Source organism: Bacillus sp. JH7 (assembly GCF_001563515.1).
Lineage (GTDB): Bacteria > Bacillota > Bacilli > Bacillales > Bacillaceae_G > Bacillus_A > Bacillus_A cereus.
Genome location: NZ_LPUS01000001.1, coordinates 2811451 through 2828428 on the forward strand (window position 1 = coordinate 2811451; position 16978 = coordinate 2828428).

The window sequence follows — 16978 nt, forward strand, 5'->3', positions numbered from 1 at the left end:
ACAGACTACCCTCTAGTGTCATAATGCTACTAGGGGGAGTCTGTTCTCTATTAAACTTTAAATCTCTCAATTAATACTTGCAATTCTTCAGCCATTTGAGATAGCGTACCCGCCGCTGATCCAATTTCCTCCATCGAAGCTAGCTGTTCTTCAGCTGAAGCCGCAACATTTTGTGTGCTTGTCGCATTATTTTGTGCTGTCATTGCAATTTGTCCTACTGAAATAGATACTTCATTTGCCCCTTTTGACATTCCATTAGCCGTTTCAACCATCGTCTTAATTTGATTAGCTATTTCATTTGTAGATTGTAAAATTTCAGCAAAATTTTGCTTCGTTTCATTTGCAATAACAAGTCCAGATTGAACTTCTTCATTTACATGATTCATTGATTTGACTGTCTTACCCATATCGTCTTGTATTTCGCCTATTAATTTACTAATTTCACTGGAAGATATGCTAGACTGCTCTGCCAATTTACGTACTTCATCTGCAACAATTGCAAAACCTCTTCCATGTTCACCAGCTCTTGCCGCTTCAATTGCCGCATTTAAAGCTAGAAGATTTGTTTGATCTGCAATGTTTTGAATTACTTCCAATATATCACCAATTTGTTTTGATTTATTATTTAATAACTGTATAACAGCATCTGATTGTGAAACCGATTCTGCAATAGACTGCATCTGGTTTACTGTTCTTCCTACTAGTTTCCCACCATCTTCTGCTTTTTCACGAGTATGAGCAGAAGCGATATTAATAGATGATGAACTATTTGCTACATGCTGAATTCCTTCCGTTACATCAAACAGTAACATAGCACCATTTTCTACACTTGTTGTTTGCGTCGTTGCCCCACTTGATATTTCATCCATTGCTGTTGTAATTTGCTCAGTTGCTTCACTCGCTTGTCTTACACTTGCAGTTAGTTCTTCTGATGCTGCTGCAACATGTCCTGCCGAAGTGTTAATCCTTCCAATTAACGTCCGTAATGAATTTGTCATCTCGTTAAAACCTTTCGCAAGTTGACCAATTTCATCATTAGAATGAATTTCAATTGTTTGCGTTAAATCTCCTTCACTTATTTCTTTAGAAGTGATAACTAATCTCTTTAAAGGCTTCGTAATTGAAAGTGTCACAAAATAAATAAGTACTCCACCTACTACTAACGAAATAAGCATAACAATTAACATATTATAAAATACAGGTTGAGCAGCTTCAATTACTTCAGTTGCGTACATCGTCCCACCAATTTTCCAACCTGTTTTTACGTTTGTAGCAAATACCATATTCTTTTCACTACCACCATAAGAATATGTAAAAGCACCATGATTATCTTCATAAATTTTCTTTGCCCAAGAATCAGCTGCTTTATCCCCTGATTTTTCTTGTGGATGAGCAATGATTTTTTGCTTTCCATCTAAAATGAAGGCATATCCTTTTTTACCAATATTGATTAACTTTGTTGTTTTTAATAAATTGTCTAAACTTAAATCTAGCGCAACAACCCCATTTTTATCTTCTGTTTGTTTTGCAATCGTTACGACAATATGTCCATTTCCTTTTGCCTTATATGGCTCGCTAACAACAATACCACCTTGTTTTGCCACTGCATCTTTATACCAAGGTCGTGTTGTTGGATCATAATCTGCTGCCATTTGTATATTTGGTTCCTGTACAAATTTCTTATCATTACCGGCAACATACACTTGTTCAACATCTATATTCAAATTGATATACTGAGATAATGTCTTTCTTAGCTCATCCTGATTATCCCCTTGATACATATTCCCTTGAATTACTCGTGCAAAGTTATTCACATCGTTAAATTTTGCTTCAATCATTTGATTGATTAAATTATCTAATATTTTTATATTATCGTTAGCACTACTCGTAATTTGTGATTCAAAATTCTTTTTAGCAGTTTGATAAGACATGCCCCCGATTATAGAAACGGCTGCAATTAAAATTACAAAGAATGAAATTAATAGCTTTTTTGCTACTTTCATATCACGAAACAAATTTAATAGTTTACCCATTATGAACCTCCTAATTTTCAAATTTAAAAGTTAAATTGAGTTAATTATGAATATTTCCCATTCCTTAATTATTATTTTCATAACCTATTATGGTGAATACTTTGTAAAGTTTAAACAATTAATTTCTCTTTGTCTATATATATGAATAACATTATTATAAAATTTACAAATAGAAAAAACCAAAGGGGCCCCTTTGGTTTTTACATTTTTTTATGTTGTTTAGAAATTTTCTTCCATTTATCACGCTCTGCTCTGGCAAGGATTGCATCTTGTTTCCTCATAAAATACGCCAGTTCTCTTTGTAATTTTTTATAGCTTTTCAAACGATCTATCGTAATAAGTCCGTTTTCAATTGCACTATACACCGCGCATCCTGGTTCATTCTCATGCTTACAATCACGGAAACGACATGTTGTCGCAAGTTCTTCAATATCAGAGAATGCTGTTTGAATCGCTTCGCTGCCTTCCCAAAGTTGCAATTCCCTCATGCCAGGCGTATCAATCACGAGAGCGCCACTAGGCAATTGGAATAATTCTCGATGCGTTGTCGTATGCCTCCCCCTACTATCCTCTTCACGTATATCTCCCGTTTTTGCTACATCAATTCCTATTAGAGCATTTAACAAAGTTGACTTTCCTACCCCTGATGATCCAACTAAAGCAATTGTTTTCCCTGAAGAAACGAATTGTTTCAACGAATCTATACCTGTATGCTCTAAACTATCAACAACGAAAATAGGAACACCAATTGCTATAGCTTCCGTTTCTACAATTTTCTCTTCCACATCATTACATATACTACTCTTTGTTAAAACAATAACTGGCATAGCGCCGCTTTCATACGCTAATAATAAATAACGTTCCATCCTTCTAACATTAAAATCATGATTAAGTGCATTCACTAAAAATAAATAATCTACATTTGCTGCTATAATCTGTTCTTCTGTTCTTGTTCCAGCCTCTTGTCTTGAGAAAGAGCTTCTTCGCTGGAAAATACGATGAATAATCGCTTTCTTTTCATCTTCTATTTTCTTTATATACACCCAATCACCAACTGCTGGATAATCGCCTTTCGTAATCGCTTCATGCCGAAACTTCCCAGACAGTTCTGCCATATATTCACCATCATTACAAATAATGCGATATATATGCTTATGCTCAAGTAAAATACGACCTACTTCATAATTTTTCTCTGTAACTTGTTCTTCAAAAAATGAATCCCAGCCGAAAGATTCTAAAATATTTTGATTCAAATAAATATCCTCCCTAGTTTGTACTAAGTGGAAGGATTGCGAATTACCTTATATAATATCGCCCTTTCCATCCACCTTTGTATTTGGTTGATTATTCATATAAGTTATTTTCGCCATAATACATCACCCCGTTCTTATTTTGATTATTCTCATTATATGGAATTCTCCTGTAAAAAGCTACAATATTTTACGTAATTTTCAAACAACTTGTTTTTGAGCATTCTAATTTGTCCTCGATGACTAATTTCATCTTCTAGCACATGAAACCATAGATAGTGCTGGTTATATGCTACACCGTTAGGCCACTTTCTTTCTGACATGAGCCACTCATCACCTTGTTCACTTAAATACTTCAGAGATTCTTCTCGAACACTTTGTAGAAGTTGTACATAATACTTTATTTCATGACCACGGATTGCTCTACCCGCTTCCCCTAAATACAGTGCATCTTCCTATATTTCTAATTCTTCTTTTGTAAAGTCACGATCTTGAAATGAAATAAGCTGATGAACTTTTTCAATAGCTGCTATATGCTTTAATAAGGCGCCAATTGAATTTCCGCTGCTTTGCATAATTAAATCTAATTGCTCAACTGATAAATTTTTCACTTCGCCTAATGTTACAGCTCTCGTATGCTCAAGCAGGCTTACTAATTCCCCTATTTTTTTGTATAACCATCTACACTTCTTATTCGATAATCTATATTCATATCACGCACCCCTTTCTGCATTCATATTATTGTAAAAATGATTCATATAATAGACTGAAATCTATCTAAATTTTCTGTTATAATTAATTTGAATACAAAATATACCCAAACAAACTTTCTCAATATGCTTATATGAAATATTAAAAGGAATCAATATAAAATAATCGAATCTTATTCACTAAAAGGAGTGGATTCGATGGAAATGTATCAATGGCTAACCGCTGTTCTCGTTGGTGGCATTACCGGCTTCGTTTCCCATCTAATCAATAACCAAGGTAAGTTATTGCTTCCACGCCGTTTGAAAACATTTTTTCATTTTGGATTTTTAACTGATATTTTTACTGGTAGCCTAGCCGCACTTCTTGGGCTCGTTTTATTCGATGTCACCGCAATAAAAGAAATTATAAAAGTATCCATTGTAACTGCTATTTCCGGTCAAACTTTTTTACTACATCAAGCTCTTGGTGGCGAACAGGCTAAAAATACGCAAATTGGGAAAGCTGATGAGAAGATTCAAGAAATTGACAAATTATTGCGACGTTAGTGTATACTTTCTTTTAAAATTATTGTTATAATGAGAAATAAATATTTTCTATTGCGTCGTTTGTCAGGAGAAAGGGTGTTTCGTATGACAAAAAAGAAAATAGAAGATTTCTTAACAAACTCCGAAAAAGAGGAACTGCTAGAAAACTATAAATGTTTACGAGAAGCCCGCACAAAAAGCGAAGCTAACTATTTTGGCGAAGCAGTAAACCATCTATTAAATAAAGCAAAACAACGAATTATAAAAGATGCAGGTATACATGATGAAAATGCTGCAACTGTTCAATCAAAGAGAAAAGCACTGTTTTAGCTACATTAGCTAAAACAGTGCTTTTTATTACAATACTTTTCACATTACTTTCACATCTATTTCACAAATATAAGTAGTCCGATATGCTAAACTAAGTATATCCTTTTCCAAGGAACTATATGCCGATATACAAATCCCTATCTTTATAGGGATTTTTATTTTTTGATTCCTCATAACTTTGTTACAATACATTTCTTCTACTATCTCTATACTTTTAGTAACCACTTTAATTAAAAGCACATTCATGTATTCACACTCTTATTAATTCTGATTTGTGAAATATTTATACAAGCTTTATGATGCAATTCCTGTTTCACTATTTTCAGTAAGTTTTTCACTTTTTCTAAACAAAAATAAAGCTCCTATATATAGTAACGCAGTAAAACTACCTATAAGTATAAAATTGTGAGATGTTGCAAATAACATTCCAGCTATTGCCGCATCAATCATTTGACCAATGTACATAGAAGCATTTGCAAGCACGGCTCCTGTTCCTCTTGCTACACTAGACATGTTTTGTAAGTGCCTCATCATTAATACAAACAAAATTCCTGTCACAAAAAATAAAACAAAGAAAAAGTATTCAACAACAATAAGACTCTTTAAATAGGGAAGTATTACATGCGACAGAGCCATAAAAAAAAAACATCTCATATTCATATGAGATGTTTTTTTTTATGGCTATTCTTTTAATAAATCTATTAATCCATTCCCTTCAGATGTACGTTCGTACCCTAAAGGTACAGTTCTTTTAATGAGTTGTGCATATATTTCCGGCTCCGATAACTTTCGACCGTATTCTTTCTCACACTGTTTAATGAGCAAGGCGAGCGCTCCAGCAACATGCGGCGTCGCCATGGAAGTTCCACTTAGCACAGCATATTTTCCTTCTGGATACGTAGATAATATTTCATCACCTGGCGCTACTAGATCAATTTCTTGATTTGAATTACTAAAACATGCAATCTTCCTCTCTAAATTAACGGCACCAACTTCAATTACCTCGGAGTACGCACCCGGAAAGTCTAGTTCCTCTGTTTCATCATCGCAATCTCCATTATTTCCAGCAGCACATACAACGAGAACATCCTGCTTTACCGCATTTTGAATTGCTTCATGTAATTCTGGAACATCTTGCGGACCACCAAGTGACATTGAAATAATTCTCACTTTCTCTTGATTCGGCCCTCTCCAATTTACAGCATAATGAATCGCCTCAATAATTTGCTCATAACTTCCAGAACCATCTCCCGCTAAAACTTTTAATACTAACATTTTAGCAAGTGGTGCAACTCCTAATACACCGACACCATTTTCAGTCGCGGCAATCGTTCCCGCAACATGAGTACCATGTCCGTTATTATCAAGATACACATTTGGATCAGCTTCATAATCTTTTGTGAAATTTCTTCCGCCGATAATACGATCTTTTAAATCTATATGATTAGTATCACACCCTGTATCTAATACGGCAACGACTACATCTTGCCCCTTCACACTCTTTTCCCATACTTGCGGAGCGTGAATCAGTTGTACACCTGGTGGAATTTCATTTACTTGTTCTACCACCTTATTTACGGTAAACGGAATCAATTGTATACCTTTTTGTTTATTCACTGTACTACTCATCGTAATCCCTCCTGAAAATGTATTATTTTCATTTCAGACCACTTTTGAATACGTGTAAATGTAACATTCGTTTTATTCTTTTTGTTTTCCTTCTTTTCAAATATTTCTCAACATCATTTACTACCTCTATAATACTTCTTTATTTTCCCTATGATTTGTAGGAAGTAACAACCCGAGTCGTTCAACTACTAACCAAAATAAGAGGACCAATTAATGGTCCTCTTACAGTCTTTTTAAAAGAATGATATGTAATTTGAAAAATAATATAAATTAAGACTAAACCTCACTCTTGTTTAAAAACTTTTCTATTTCTTTTACTAAATATTCCGCTCCCTCTATGCCAACTGTAATATTTCCATTTGCTAATGTAATATTCTGCCCTGAAACATCACCTGTGATTTGGCAAGCATTGTAAGGTTGATATTTTTGTAAAATGATTTTATCTGCTTCTACAAAAATTTCAAGCGGTGATTTGATTTGTATTCCCAATACATCGCGTAATTCTTTAGGGATAACAATTCGTCCTAATTCGTCTACTTTTCGAATAACTCCTGTTGCTTTCATATTTCTCCCCCCTTACTCTCTATTAATTTTTTCACCTCGCTTTTTCCATTTTATCACTTTTTGACAATACTTGCCTCTTTTTAGAAAATTTTGTACTCGAGTTAAAAAAACACATTTAATGCATACGTAATCTCTCTTTCAATTGTTTTACATAACGGGATCTTATAAGTAAGAAGTATACAACTTGAATACCTATGAAAATACTTAATACAACTGTATTTTCTTTAAACAATGAGTACTCAAACATTTGCCCTAACGCCGTTAAAGCTACTGCTCCATGTAATGTTGCAACACCAATTGGAACGAAGAATAAAAGCGCCAATCGAATTGTAACTACCTTCGATAATTCCCTACTTGTCAATCCAACTTTACGAATCATTTCGAACAAACGAACATCATCCTCCAAATCGGAGAATAAACGGAAGTAAAGGAAACTTCCTGCGCAAACGAAAAATACTATACCAATAAAGAAACCTACAAATAAAATCGGTCCTGCAATTTGTAAACTTTGGTTTTGCTCGTACTCTTCCGCACTAAACGTTGAATATTCTTGATACGGTTTAATTTGATGCGTAAGCTCTTTACCAATTTCAATCTCATCTTTCGTTCTTTCAGTTTTATACATATAATCTTTTGTCTCTATAAACCCATCTTGTAATGAATCATATTGATTATTAGAGATTACATAAACATTTCCTCTTAATATTTTCCCCAATGAAGATGAAGTAACTTTTTTCACTTTTAAATTTTCATTCATATTAGGTAAAGTAATTTCTTTTCTTTCTTTCATCGTTGGCCCTGGTATATTAGCTGACAAAAATACAACTTCTTTATTTGCTACAGTATTAAATGGTTCTCCTGTTAACTTTGCATATTTCTTATAGTCTGATTCTTTTATAAAAATGGCGCTTCTTAACGACTGTTCCTCCGTTTTCTTTGTCGAAATATTAGTTTTTGAAGCTGCTATACTATGTTTCTTTAATCCTTTGTCAATCATTTGTATATGCTGTGATTCGTTACTATTCCCTTGCTTAGAATGGTAATGAAACGAAATCGGTCTCTCCATTATCCCTTTCGTCATGGATGCGAAGCCAACTAATGTCCCTATTGCGGAAAATGCTACAGTAGAAATAATGGTTACAATAAAGAACATTCTTGCGTTATCTCTCATGCGATACGCTAAATCTGATAACGTAATAATATTAGTCTGTGTCCAATAGAAACGTTTACTTTTTTTACATAATCGAATAATAAAGACACTCAGCTGCTTGTACAACAAATACGTCCCAATAATAACTACCGTTGTAACAGGAATCATCATAATAAATACCATTGCTCCATGTGATAGAAGAGCTCCTACATAGCCAGCACTAAGCAATACTACTGCTAATATGGAAGAAATGATTGATGCTTTCGGTTCAGGTTTCGCCTCTGCCGATCCTCTAAACAACTTCATAATCTTATTTTTACGAATCATTCCTGCACTAAACAATGATATGATCATAAATAAAATAAAAAACATAATACTCGTTACAACAATTGCTTTCATCGGTATGTAATAGGATAAGGAGATATCTAGTTTCAATATCATCGGAGCGACAAATAGTAATACCCCTGAAAATAACATACCTGAAAGAATACCAAAAATAATTGCCCCTATTCCAATCATAATATTTTCAAAAAAGATTAGACGCTTTAATTGATATTTCGTCATACCTAACATCATTAAAATTCCTAGTTCACGCTTTCTCGTTTTTAAAAACATTCCCATCGAATATAAAATAAAGAAGAATGTAAATAAGTAAATAATAGACTGTGCAAAAGACATACTTACGAATACGTACTGACCTAATTCTCCTGCACTTAATGCCGGATGAAACGCAAAAAATGAATACACAAAAAAGGCCATAATTGCAAATGCACTACTCAAAAAATAGGCTGAGTATGTCCGTCTATTTCGGGTTACATTCCGATATGCTAGTTCTCTAATGTTCATATTACTTCTCCGCCCTTCTACTATCTATGTTTTTATATTAGTAAAGTGCGGAAATACCTTCCATCGATTCAAATGACAAAAACCTTACATTTTTGAAAGGTTTAAAAAAATTGCTTATACGTAGTACTTTATTTATAATGACTACATTCATATTCATACACACATCCTATTGTATATTCGTTAATTTTGCGAAATAATAAAGGATAGAAGTATGTACCATTATACATATAAACTTAATTACCGCTTTAATATGAATAGGAGGAAACATAATGACATTACAAGAACAGATTATGAAAGCATTACATGTTCAGCCTGTAATTGATCCAAAAGTTGAAATTCGTAAACGAGTTGATTTCTTAAAGGATTATGTAAAAAAAACAGGTGCAAAAGGATTTGTACTTGGTATTAGCGGCGGACAAGACTCTACATTAGCAGGACGCTTAGCACAACTTGCAGTTGAAGAAATTCGTAACGAAGGTGGTAATGCAACGTTTATCGCCGTGCGTCTTCCTTATAAAGTACAAAAAGATGAAGATGATGCACAATTAGCATTACAATTCATTCAAGCAGATCAATCTGTTGCATTTGATATTGCTTCAACTGTTGATGCTTTTTCAAATCAATATGAAAACTTATTGGGTGAATCATTAACAGATTTCAATAAAGGTAACGTGAAAGCACGTATCCGTATGGTTACTCAATATGCAATTGGTGGACAAAAAGGGCTACTTGTTATCGGAACAGATCACGCTGCAGAAGCTGTAACAGGGTTCTTTACAAAATTCGGAGATGGTGGTGCAGATTTATTACCATTAACGGGATTAACGAAGCGCCAAGGACGTGCATTATTACAAGAGTTAGGCGCAGACGAGCGACTGTACTTAAAAATGCCAACAGCTGATTTATTAGATGAAAAACCAGGTCAAGCTGATGAAACAGAGTTAGGTATTACTTATGATCAATTAGATGATTATTTAGAAGGTAAAGCAGTTCCAGCTGACGTTGCAGAGAAAATTGAAAAACGTTACACAGTGAGTGAGCATAAAAGACAAGTACCAGCGTCAATGTTTGATGATTGGTGGAAATAAATGAAACATAAAAAAGAAGCTAATCTTCATTTAGCTTCTTTTTTATATGTTAACGATATACCCCTACTCTTTTCTCCAATAAATCTTGCAGGCAATCTTCATGTTGTTTACAAAATAACGGTGGCATGTCGTCTAACGGGAAAAACTTCAAATCCAACGTTTCATCACCATCTACTTTTTTGTCACCTCCAACTATTGAGAATGAAAAGAACATCACAATTGACTGGGCCTTGTCTCCATTTGGATATGATTGAAAATATTTTGTATACACTCCAATAAGCTCATTTATTTCTACATCATACCCGGTTTCTTCTTTTATTTCTCGGATTGCAGTTTCCGCAGCTGATTCTCCTATCTCCATTGCACCACCTGGAAATCCCCAAGCGTTAAAGTCTCCTCTTTTTTGCAGTAATACTTCTCCTTCTTTATTAAATACACAACCACCGGCAAAGTTTAAGAAAACATAATCATGTCCTACTTTTTCACGTAATTCTTTTATATAATTGGCCATTCTCTTTCCCCTTTTCATACCTCTTCTATCGCTATTTCTTATCTTTTTCAAGCAATTCAATGATTCGATCTAGCTTCTGGTTCATATCAATCACGTGGTGTTTCTTTGCAGCACTGCTTTGTAATACTCTTCTAATAAACAAAGTAAATGATATGAAAAACAAAACGATAAGTCCGATTACTAAACAAGTATATATCAATGTAAAAATATTACTTTCGAACAAGTTCATTCAGCATTCACATCCTTATTCATTTATTCTATCACACAATTCTTAATATTCAAAAGCAATCAATTAATAAAAAAAGCACCTTTTACAGATGCTTTTTCCCATTGCTTAATACGTAAATGTAATTGTCGCTAATGAATAACCCGCCAATGCACTGTAAGGCGCTACTTGATAAGACACACGCTTTGCACCTTTTGGCCAATTTATTTCATTTAATACTTTCTTTATATCTTGCATCGTTCCATCCATGGACTGCTTATATCGCACTTCTACTTTTTCTGGCTTGGCTGCAAACTTTTGCTGCAACTTTTGCTTAAATTCATTATAATTTTCTGCTCCGTATTCTGCAGATAAGTATTGTAAATTTGTTTCTTTTAACATCTGCTCATATACGACAGTTTTTGAGCTACCAGCTTTTATTTTATTTGTTAATTCACCAAAATAACTTGTAGTTGCCGCTGGATATTTGCTACGATCCCATTCATGATCTTTACTTAACTGTTCGTCAGACATATTAAAATATGAGTAAGTTGCACGCCCTGCTTTATCTGGTACTGGATCATCAAATGTAGTATCTAGGTGATACCATTTGTTTTCAATGTTCACTAAATTCCACGCGTGAGCTTGTCCGTTTCCTGTGCCTGTTACAATATGATTTTGAATACCTGCCTCTTTTAACAACTCATACGTCAATAATGTATATCCTTGGCAAACGGCAGAACGATTCGCTAATGCTTCATATGCTGTATACGCTTGATAAGACGTATCATAAGACACATGCTTAACAACGTAATCGTGAATAGCTTTTACTTTCTCATGCTCATCCATCCCTGGTTTTACAATTGATCCAACAATTGATTTCGCCTGAGCTTTTACATATTGAGTTTGTTCTTTTGATTCACGGTATTTTACTTGCAGTGTAAACGTATAGTCCCCTGGCATTCCTTTAATGGAATATCTAGTAGACGCTACATTATATTTTACATACTCATCAGCATCTACAATTTTATTAAACTCACCATACAATTGATCCATAATATTTCTAGCATTTCTATCTTTTGTTTTATATGTGATTGTAATATTTTCTTCTCGATTATCAATCTGTTTTTTTAATTCTTTTCTGAAATCATCTAATAACTTTACATCTGATTGTGCTGTCACTGTAGTCGGATTTGTAGCTGCATAAGATACAGATGACGCTTGTAAGCCTCCCATTACTATAGTTGAACAAAGTGCGGCAGCTGTCACATACTTACTTGTCTTTCCCATCTTGTCACTCCTTATATTCTATAACTATACGAAAAAGTATCGTATAGTTTCAGAGTATACAATACTTTTTCGTATAGGTCATATGAGATTATGCATATTAACTAATTCACATAAAAAGGTTGTTCTTTTAAAAAGAACAACCTTTTTTCATTAGCATGTTTGTAATACGCAGCATGTATTTTCAAAACGTTGATTTTTCAAATCTTCATTACTAATACAGAAATATAGCATCCCTAGTTCTCCCCAAACCATATTACAATTTTTATGATCTGAATCAATTTGGAATAAAAGAGTCATTTGCTGCGGGTCTACTCCCATATATTCTCCCGTCTCATATAACACTTCTTCTTGTACAGAGAATGGCTCACCAAACATTTGATGGTTATCGTAGTTATCCGGAATTAGCTCTTCAAGTAATTGCAAGAAACGATCTGAATCAGCCTCATCTTCAATGAAAAGTTCTGGTAATTTGTATGTCAGTTCAAAAGTAATTGCACACTGGTTATATTTCGCTTGTACTTCATTTCCTCTTCGTAATTGCTCTACAGGAACATCATAATAAAGTACACGCCCACCCTCTGTTAGCTTCACATTTTCTTCAAAATAATTTTCAATGCAAAAGAAATACAGCATCCCCGTCTTAGGAAGATTGTGATCCATACCAACGTTTTGTAAATCACTTAAGTTAAATTGCGCGATAAATTGTAGTGGATTTCCTTTATGCTTTGGATATTCAAATAAAGCTGGTAAATCAGGAACTCCTCCCATTTTCGAACTACCTATCGCAACAGTTTCCTGCTGCTTTGGCACAACTTTTATACAAGGAAATACAGTATTAATAAGTTCCTCTTTCAAGTGTGTTAGTTCATATTTATCAATTAATACTTCAATTTTTTTATTCATAAATTCTCCTTACATTTACATACTTATTTATATCATAGTACAAAGATTATACTTCATTCTTTACAAAATCAACAAGCCTCCAAAAACGGGCTTATCCTTCGTACGCGAACAAGTTTAAAAAAGCATACTATACATTGTTCCTACAAACACGATAGTTCTTTAGTTCTTCCAGTACATTTTCCCCTCGTTCATTTTTATTTTTAATATAAGGAGGAATTCCACATGGGTTACGGATATAGTTGCGGCGGTTACGGTTACGGCGGTAGCTGTGGTGGTTGTGGTTACGGAGGTTTCGCTTTATTAATCGTTTTATTCATCCTTCTAATCATCATCGGAGCTAGCTGTTGGGGCGGCTTTGTAGGCTGCTAGTAAACTTAAAAACCATTGTAAAAAAGCACGTACAATACGTGCTTTTTTGCCATTTCCAAATCTTTTATTTGAAAGGAAGTATGTTTAATGAAGATTGATGGTGTTTTTGAAGGAGGCGGTGTGCGCGGTATTGCGCATGTTGGGGCAATTTGCGCGTTAGCCGAAAAAGGTTATGAATGGGAACGTGTAGCTGGAACATCAGCTGGTGCAATTATCGCGGCACTTTTAGCTGCAGGATATTCTTGTTCAGAGCTAAAAACCATTATAACTGATATCGATTATAACAAATTTACGAAGAAAACCTTTATTGACAAAATCCCCTTTATCGGAAAAGGACTAAGTGCATGGACTACTCTAGGTATATACTCTAATGTATTTATAGAAGAATGGATTGAAGAATTACTTCGAAAAAAAGGTGTTCATTTATTTACTGATTTACCGGATCTAAACAAACTCAAAATCATCGCTTCTGATATTAGTAATGGTAAAATGGTTGTCTTTCCTGACGACTTACCAAACTATGGATTTTTAAATTATCGCTTCTCTATCGCTAAAGCGGTAAGAATGAGTAGTACAATCCCCTTCTTCTTTGAACCCGTAAAATGGAGAACTCCAAAATGGAAGCAGCCTTGTTATATGGTTGACGGAGGAATTCTAAGTAATTATCCAATTTGGATCTTCGATTCACCTACCGCTCCTCGCTGGCCGACTTTCGGATTTCATTTTGTAAAAGATGAGATTCAAGCTGACCCTGCTCACTATAACGAGCCTATTTCTATGTTCAAAGGACTATTTAAAACAATGATGCAAGCTCATGATTTACGTCATTTAGATAAGGAATCAAAAGCAAGAACGATTACAATTCCAACAGGAACGATTACAAGTACTAATTTTGAACTGACGAAGGAAGAAAAAGACTGGCTTTACAATTCTGGTTATAACTCTGCTAATAAATTTTTACAAGCTTGGAACTTTAGGCAATATATTGATGAGTATAGAAAAGGAAATCAAGACCGAAAGACAAATCGATTTTTTCGTCAACTTGACTCATAATATTATTACTTTGCGTATAAATACGAGAACGTTTAACAACTTAATAGTAAATAAGCCTAGTAAATTCTTATATTACTAGACTTATTTACTTCCTATATAATCTCATACATTGTTTAAGGATACGTTAAGCCTTCGGCTTCTTCTGCAGTTATAACTATGTAACGATTTCCCGTTCTTAATCCTAACAGTTCTGCTTTTTCAATCGCCTCTTGCTTCGTCTCCGCATAAGCAGCTAAATATTTTTCTCCATTGATCATTTGGCAAATTACATATTGTTTCATTACTTTCTCCTCTTACTTTTTCATTAGTTGTGCAAGTTTTTTTATACCTATTTCAATTTCTTCTAACGTTGCGTATGAATACGATAGGCGCAAAAATTGATTTGCACTTCTATCATATAAAGTACCTGGGTTTAATAAAACCTTTTCTTGCAGAGCTTTATCAAATAAACTGCGATATGAAATGGGTACTTTTATATGTACCCATATATAAAACCCGCCTGTTGGTTCATGCCAAGTTGCTATTTCACGAAGATATTTATCTAACATTAGTAACATAAAATCTCTTCGTTTTTTCAATTCACTTCTTACAAATCGCAAATGCTCATCATATAGACCATTTGTAAACCACTCTGCTGCAATTTGCTGGGATATAGTGCTTGAACCATAATCTGTTTGCATCTTTATGTCTGACAATCTTTGAATTACTGGCTCGGGTCCAACAATCCATCCAATTCTTAAACCTGGACTAATTACTTTGGACATGCTTCCAATATGTAGTACGATTCCATTTTTATCATAGGCTTTTAAAGGTTTCGAACTAGGTGCATCAAACCATAAGTCTTGATACACTGCGTCCTCTATAATAGGTAATCCAATTTCATTACATATTTCCATCACTTCTATTCGTTTCTTCGCATTCATACTAAAGTTCGTTGGATTATGAAAAGACGGGATTGTATATAAAATAGAGGCATTAAATTGCTTCTTATATTTCTTAATATATGATGTATGTAACCCGCTTTCATCCATTGGGATTCCAATTAAACGTACTCCTGCTGATTGAAAAACATTAAGCGAATATAAATAGGATGGTTTCTCTAATAAGATTGATGCCCCTTTCGAAAGAAGCCCCATAGAAATAAGTTGCAGCGCTTGAATTGCTCCTGAAACAATTAATATAGAGTCAGGAGATACATATACGCCATGCTCCTTTAAGTATTCGGAAATCTTTTCCCTTAAATAAAGATTTCCTTTCGGCTCTTCATACCCAAGCGTCACATTTGACTTTAAAAGGTTATTCATAATTTCTTTCATCTTTTTCTCAGGTAAGAGACTCGGCGCGAGCTCACCTGTTCCTAACCGAATTACATGTGGGTAAAATTCAGCTTGATTAATCTCTTGAATAGCTGGGAGATTCGGATAATGAAGTCCTGTTTCTACATAAGACTGCCAATTAGGCGGGGGTGCGTAAGTTGAAACATTCTCATTATTATTTACAACAATTGTTCCTTTCCTGCCATTCCCTTCAATATATCCCTTCGCAACTAGTTCATCGAAAGCCATTACAATTGTGCTTCGATTCACACCAAATGTATGGGCCAAATCTCTTTGTGAAGGTAATTTCGTTCCAACGGTCCATTCTCCATTAACGATCCTTTCTTTTATATACGTTTCTATTTGTTTATACAGCGGCGTCGCTAGAGACATATCCGGTTTCCAAACGAATCTTTCCATCATATCACCTTATATTCTTTTTGGTTGGTAACCTCCCCAACCATATGGATGGATACAAATTTTCATTTCTTCTATACAATATACACTATCATAATGAATTAAAATAGGAGGTAATATGATGAGTGAAGCAATTATTCATGGTATCATTCTTGCATTTGGACTTATCATTCCATTAGGTGTACAAAATGTTTTTGTCTTTAACCAAGGTGCGAGCCAACCAAACATTTGGAGGGCAGCCCCTGTAGTATTAACTGCCTCTATATGTGATACGTTACTCATATTGATTGCAGTGCAAGGTGTCTCCCTTGTACTCCTTACTTTTTCTTGGCTAACTAACTCATTATATATAATTGGATTTTTCTTTCTCCTATACATGGGCTTTGTTATTTGGAGAAGTAGCCCTTCCAACGATGTAACACAAGAAAAAAGTATGCCCTTAAAAAAGCAAATCCTTTTCGCAGCATCAGTTTCGTTATTAAATCCACATGCTATTTTAGACACAATCGGTGTAATTGGAACAAATTCTATTCAATACATAGGAAGTGAAAAATGGGCTTTCACACTTGCAACTATTATCGTTTCTTGGATTTGGTTTATAAGCTTAGCTTTAGCGGGGAAATTTCTAAAAAGACTAGACTCAACCGGAAAGACAATTTTATTATTAAATAAATTTTCTGGTCTCATCATATGGGGTGTCGCACTTTATATGTTAAAACAAGTTATTTATTCTTAATGAACGAAAGAGAATTGCATGTTACTCAAAACATCATGCAATTCTCTTACAAA

Annotated in this window: 18 protein-coding genes and 2 pseudogenes; 6 read left to right on the top strand and 14 right to left on the bottom strand. The window is 34.2% G+C overall.

Annotation, left to right across the window (positions count from 1 at the left end; all coding sequences use genetic code 11):
* Nucleotides 1-50: 50 nt before the first annotated feature.
* The 3 genes and pseudogenes from AU379_RS14080 to AU379_RS14090 all read right to left on the bottom strand — a co-directional run bounded on the left by AU379_RS14080 (nucleotide 51) and on the right by AU379_RS14090 (nucleotide 3995).
* Nucleotides 51-2033, bottom strand: a complete 1983-nt coding sequence (locus tag AU379_RS14080; protein ID WP_000517294.1) for a methyl-accepting chemotaxis protein — start codon at nucleotides 2031-2033, stop codon at nucleotides 51-53.
* Nucleotides 2034-2233: 200 nt separating this feature from the next.
* Entirely contained in the window at nucleotides 2234-3286 is a 1053-nt protein-coding gene (gene rsgA, locus AU379_RS14085; protein WP_001073075.1) for a ribosome small subunit-dependent GTPase A, read from the bottom strand.
* A gap of 152 nt (nucleotides 3287-3438) precedes the next feature.
* Nucleotides 3439-3995: pseudogene (locus AU379_RS14090) on the bottom strand (DinB family protein).
* 196 nt (nucleotides 3996-4191) lie between these two features.
* Between AU379_RS14090 and AU379_RS14095 the strand changes: the two are divergent.
* Both AU379_RS14095 and AU379_RS14100 read left to right on the top strand, forming a co-directional pair.
* Nucleotides 4192-4539, top strand: a complete 348-nt coding sequence (locus AU379_RS14095; RefSeq protein WP_000426317.1) for a DUF4257 domain-containing protein — start codon at nucleotides 4192-4194, stop codon at nucleotides 4537-4539.
* 84 nt (nucleotides 4540-4623) lie between these two features.
* Nucleotides 4624-4848: a hypothetical protein gene (locus tag AU379_RS14100; RefSeq protein ID WP_000162602.1), complete on the top strand. Its 225-nt coding sequence runs from the start codon at nucleotides 4624-4626 to the stop codon at nucleotides 4846-4848.
* A gap of 39 nt (nucleotides 4849-4887) precedes the next feature.
* Here AU379_RS14100 and AU379_RS31225 read toward each other — a convergent pair whose 3' ends face one another.
* The 5 genes and pseudogenes from AU379_RS31225 to AU379_RS14125 all read right to left on the bottom strand — a co-directional run bounded on the left by AU379_RS31225 (nucleotide 4888) and on the right by AU379_RS14125 (nucleotide 9037).
* Nucleotides 4888-5094, bottom strand: coding sequence for a hypothetical protein (locus tag AU379_RS31225; RefSeq protein ID WP_001101740.1), 207 nt, complete (start codon nucleotides 5092-5094; stop codon nucleotides 4888-4890).
* Nucleotides 5095-5142: 48 nt separating this feature from the next.
* A pseudogene (locus AU379_RS14110) lies at nucleotides 5143-5481 on the bottom strand (MFS transporter permease); the annotation flags it as partial.
* A 48-nt stretch (nucleotides 5482-5529) separates the two neighbouring features.
* A complete protein-coding gene (locus AU379_RS14115; protein ID WP_000099756.1) occupies nucleotides 5530-6477 on the bottom strand; it encodes a serine protease in 948 nt (315 codons plus the stop codon).
* A gap of 276 nt (nucleotides 6478-6753) precedes the next feature.
* Nucleotides 6754-7041 carry an AbrB/MazE/SpoVT family DNA-binding domain-containing protein gene (locus tag AU379_RS14120; protein WP_000648325.1) on the bottom strand — a complete coding sequence of 96 codons (288 nt, stop codon included), beginning with the start codon at nucleotides 7039-7041 and terminating at the stop codon, nucleotides 6754-6756.
* A gap of 115 nt (nucleotides 7042-7156) precedes the next feature.
* Nucleotides 7157-9037 carry an ABC transporter permease gene (locus AU379_RS14125; RefSeq protein ID WP_001026001.1) on the bottom strand — a complete coding sequence of 627 codons (1881 nt, stop codon included), beginning with the start codon at nucleotides 9035-9037 and terminating at the stop codon, nucleotides 7157-7159.
* Nucleotides 9038-9306: 269 nt separating this feature from the next.
* Here AU379_RS14125 and nadE point away from each other — a divergent pair, with 269 nt between their 5' ends.
* Nucleotides 9307-10125 (top strand): ammonia-dependent NAD(+) synthetase, encoded by an 819-nt coding sequence (gene nadE / locus AU379_RS14130; protein ID WP_000174901.1) that lies wholly within the window; start codon nucleotides 9307-9309, stop codon nucleotides 10123-10125.
* A 49-nt stretch (nucleotides 10126-10174) separates the two neighbouring features.
* On the opposite strand, the gene AU379_RS14135 is transcribed toward nadE, so the two are convergent.
* From AU379_RS14135 to AU379_RS14150, 4 genes are all read right to left on the bottom strand, one after another.
* Nucleotides 10175-10636 (bottom strand): NUDIX hydrolase, encoded by a 462-nt coding sequence (locus AU379_RS14135; RefSeq protein WP_000024999.1) that lies wholly within the window; start codon nucleotides 10634-10636, stop codon nucleotides 10175-10177.
* 31 nt (nucleotides 10637-10667) lie between these two features.
* Complete coding sequence (locus tag AU379_RS14140) at nucleotides 10668-10865, bottom strand: DUF4083 domain-containing protein (RefSeq protein WP_001048101.1); 198 nt, start codon at nucleotides 10863-10865, stop codon at nucleotides 10668-10670.
* Between the two features lie 105 nt (nucleotides 10866-10970).
* A complete protein-coding gene (locus AU379_RS14145) occupies nucleotides 10971-12131 on the bottom strand; it encodes a transglutaminase domain-containing protein (RefSeq protein ID WP_000520857.1) in 1161 nt (386 codons plus the stop codon).
* Nucleotides 12132-12281: 150 nt separating this feature from the next.
* On the bottom strand, nucleotides 12282-13034 hold the full coding sequence (locus tag AU379_RS14150) for a YwqG family protein (protein WP_001034837.1): 753 nt from the start codon (nucleotides 13032-13034) through the stop codon (nucleotides 12282-12284).
* A 222-nt stretch (nucleotides 13035-13256) separates the two neighbouring features.
* On the opposite strand from AU379_RS14150, the gene AU379_RS14155 reads away from it, so the two are divergent.
* Nucleotides 13257-13403, top strand: coding sequence for a YjcZ family sporulation protein (locus AU379_RS14155; protein ID WP_000540425.1), 147 nt, complete (start codon nucleotides 13257-13259; stop codon nucleotides 13401-13403).
* An 87-nt stretch (nucleotides 13404-13490) separates the two neighbouring features.
* Nucleotides 13491-14456 (top strand): patatin-like phospholipase family protein, encoded by a 966-nt coding sequence (locus AU379_RS14160; protein WP_000686789.1) that lies wholly within the window; start codon nucleotides 13491-13493, stop codon nucleotides 14454-14456.
* A 113-nt stretch (nucleotides 14457-14569) separates the two neighbouring features.
* On the opposite strand, the gene AU379_RS14165 is transcribed toward AU379_RS14160, so the two are convergent.
* Both AU379_RS14165 and AU379_RS14170 read right to left on the bottom strand, forming a co-directional pair.
* Nucleotides 14570-14737, bottom strand: coding sequence for a DUF3933 family protein (locus tag AU379_RS14165; protein ID WP_000816389.1), 168 nt, complete (start codon nucleotides 14735-14737; stop codon nucleotides 14570-14572).
* Nucleotides 14738-14749: 12 nt separating this feature from the next.
* Nucleotides 14750-16192 carry a PLP-dependent aminotransferase family protein gene (locus AU379_RS14170; RefSeq protein ID WP_000439399.1) on the bottom strand — a complete coding sequence of 481 codons (1443 nt, stop codon included), beginning with the start codon at nucleotides 16190-16192 and terminating at the stop codon, nucleotides 14750-14752.
* A gap of 118 nt (nucleotides 16193-16310) precedes the next feature.
* Between AU379_RS14170 and AU379_RS14175 the strand changes: the two genes are divergently transcribed.
* Complete coding sequence (locus AU379_RS14175) at nucleotides 16311-16925, top strand: LysE/ArgO family amino acid transporter (protein WP_001287305.1); 615 nt, start codon at nucleotides 16311-16313, stop codon at nucleotides 16923-16925.
* Nucleotides 16926-16978: the final 53 nt, after the last annotated feature.

Bases quoted from the DNA above. Each gene is read 5' to 3' on its own strand.
- AU379_RS14170 (WP_000439399.1), bottom strand. From the start codon at position 16,192: ATGGAAAGATTCGTTTGGAAACCGGATATGTCTCTAGCGACGCCGCTG.
- AU379_RS14165 (WP_000816389.1), bottom strand. From the start codon at position 14,737: ATGAAACAATATGTAATTTGCCAAATGATCAATGGAGAAAAATATTTA.
- AU379_RS14115 (WP_000099756.1), bottom strand. From the start codon at position 6,477: ATGAGTAGTACAGTGAATAAACAAAAAGGTATACAATTGATTCCGTTT.
- AU379_RS14125 (WP_001026001.1), bottom strand. From the start codon at position 9,037: ATGAACATTAGAGAACTAGCATATCGGAATGTAACCCGAAATAGACGG.
- AU379_RS14150 (WP_001034837.1), bottom strand. From the start codon at position 13,034: ATGAATAAAAAAATTGAAGTATTAATTGATAAATATGAACTAACACAC.
- AU379_RS14135 (WP_000024999.1), bottom strand. From the start codon at position 10,636: ATGGCCAATTATATAAAAGAATTACGTGAAAAAGTAGGACATGATTAT.
- AU379_RS14080 (WP_000517294.1), bottom strand. From the start codon at position 2,033: ATGGGTAAACTATTAAATTTGTTTCGTGATATGAAAGTAGCAAAAAAG.
- AU379_RS14155 (WP_000540425.1), top strand. From the start codon at position 13,257: ATGGGTTACGGATATAGTTGCGGCGGTTACGGTTACGGCGGTAGCTGT.
- AU379_RS14175 (WP_001287305.1), top strand. From the start codon at position 16,311: ATGAGTGAAGCAATTATTCATGGTATCATTCTTGCATTTGGACTTATC.
- AU379_RS14160 (WP_000686789.1), top strand. From the start codon at position 13,491: ATGAAGATTGATGGTGTTTTTGAAGGAGGCGGTGTGCGCGGTATTGCG.
- AU379_RS14140 (WP_001048101.1), bottom strand. From the start codon at position 10,865: ATGAACTTGTTCGAAAGTAATATTTTTACATTGATATATACTTGTTTA.
- nadE (WP_000174901.1), top strand. From the start codon at position 9,307: ATGACATTACAAGAACAGATTATGAAAGCATTACATGTTCAGCCTGTA.
- AU379_RS14145 (WP_000520857.1), bottom strand. From the start codon at position 12,131: ATGGGAAAGACAAGTAAGTATGTGACAGCTGCCGCACTTTGTTCAACT.
- AU379_RS31225 (WP_001101740.1), bottom strand. From the start codon at position 5,094: ATGAATGTGCTTTTAATTAAAGTGGTTACTAAAAGTATAGAGATAGTA.
- AU379_RS14120 (WP_000648325.1), bottom strand. From the start codon at position 7,041: ATGAAAGCAACAGGAGTTATTCGAAAAGTAGACGAATTAGGACGAATT.
- AU379_RS14095 (WP_000426317.1), top strand. From the start codon at position 4,192: ATGGAAATGTATCAATGGCTAACCGCTGTTCTCGTTGGTGGCATTACC.
- AU379_RS14100 (WP_000162602.1), top strand. From the start codon at position 4,624: ATGACAAAAAAGAAAATAGAAGATTTCTTAACAAACTCCGAAAAAGAG.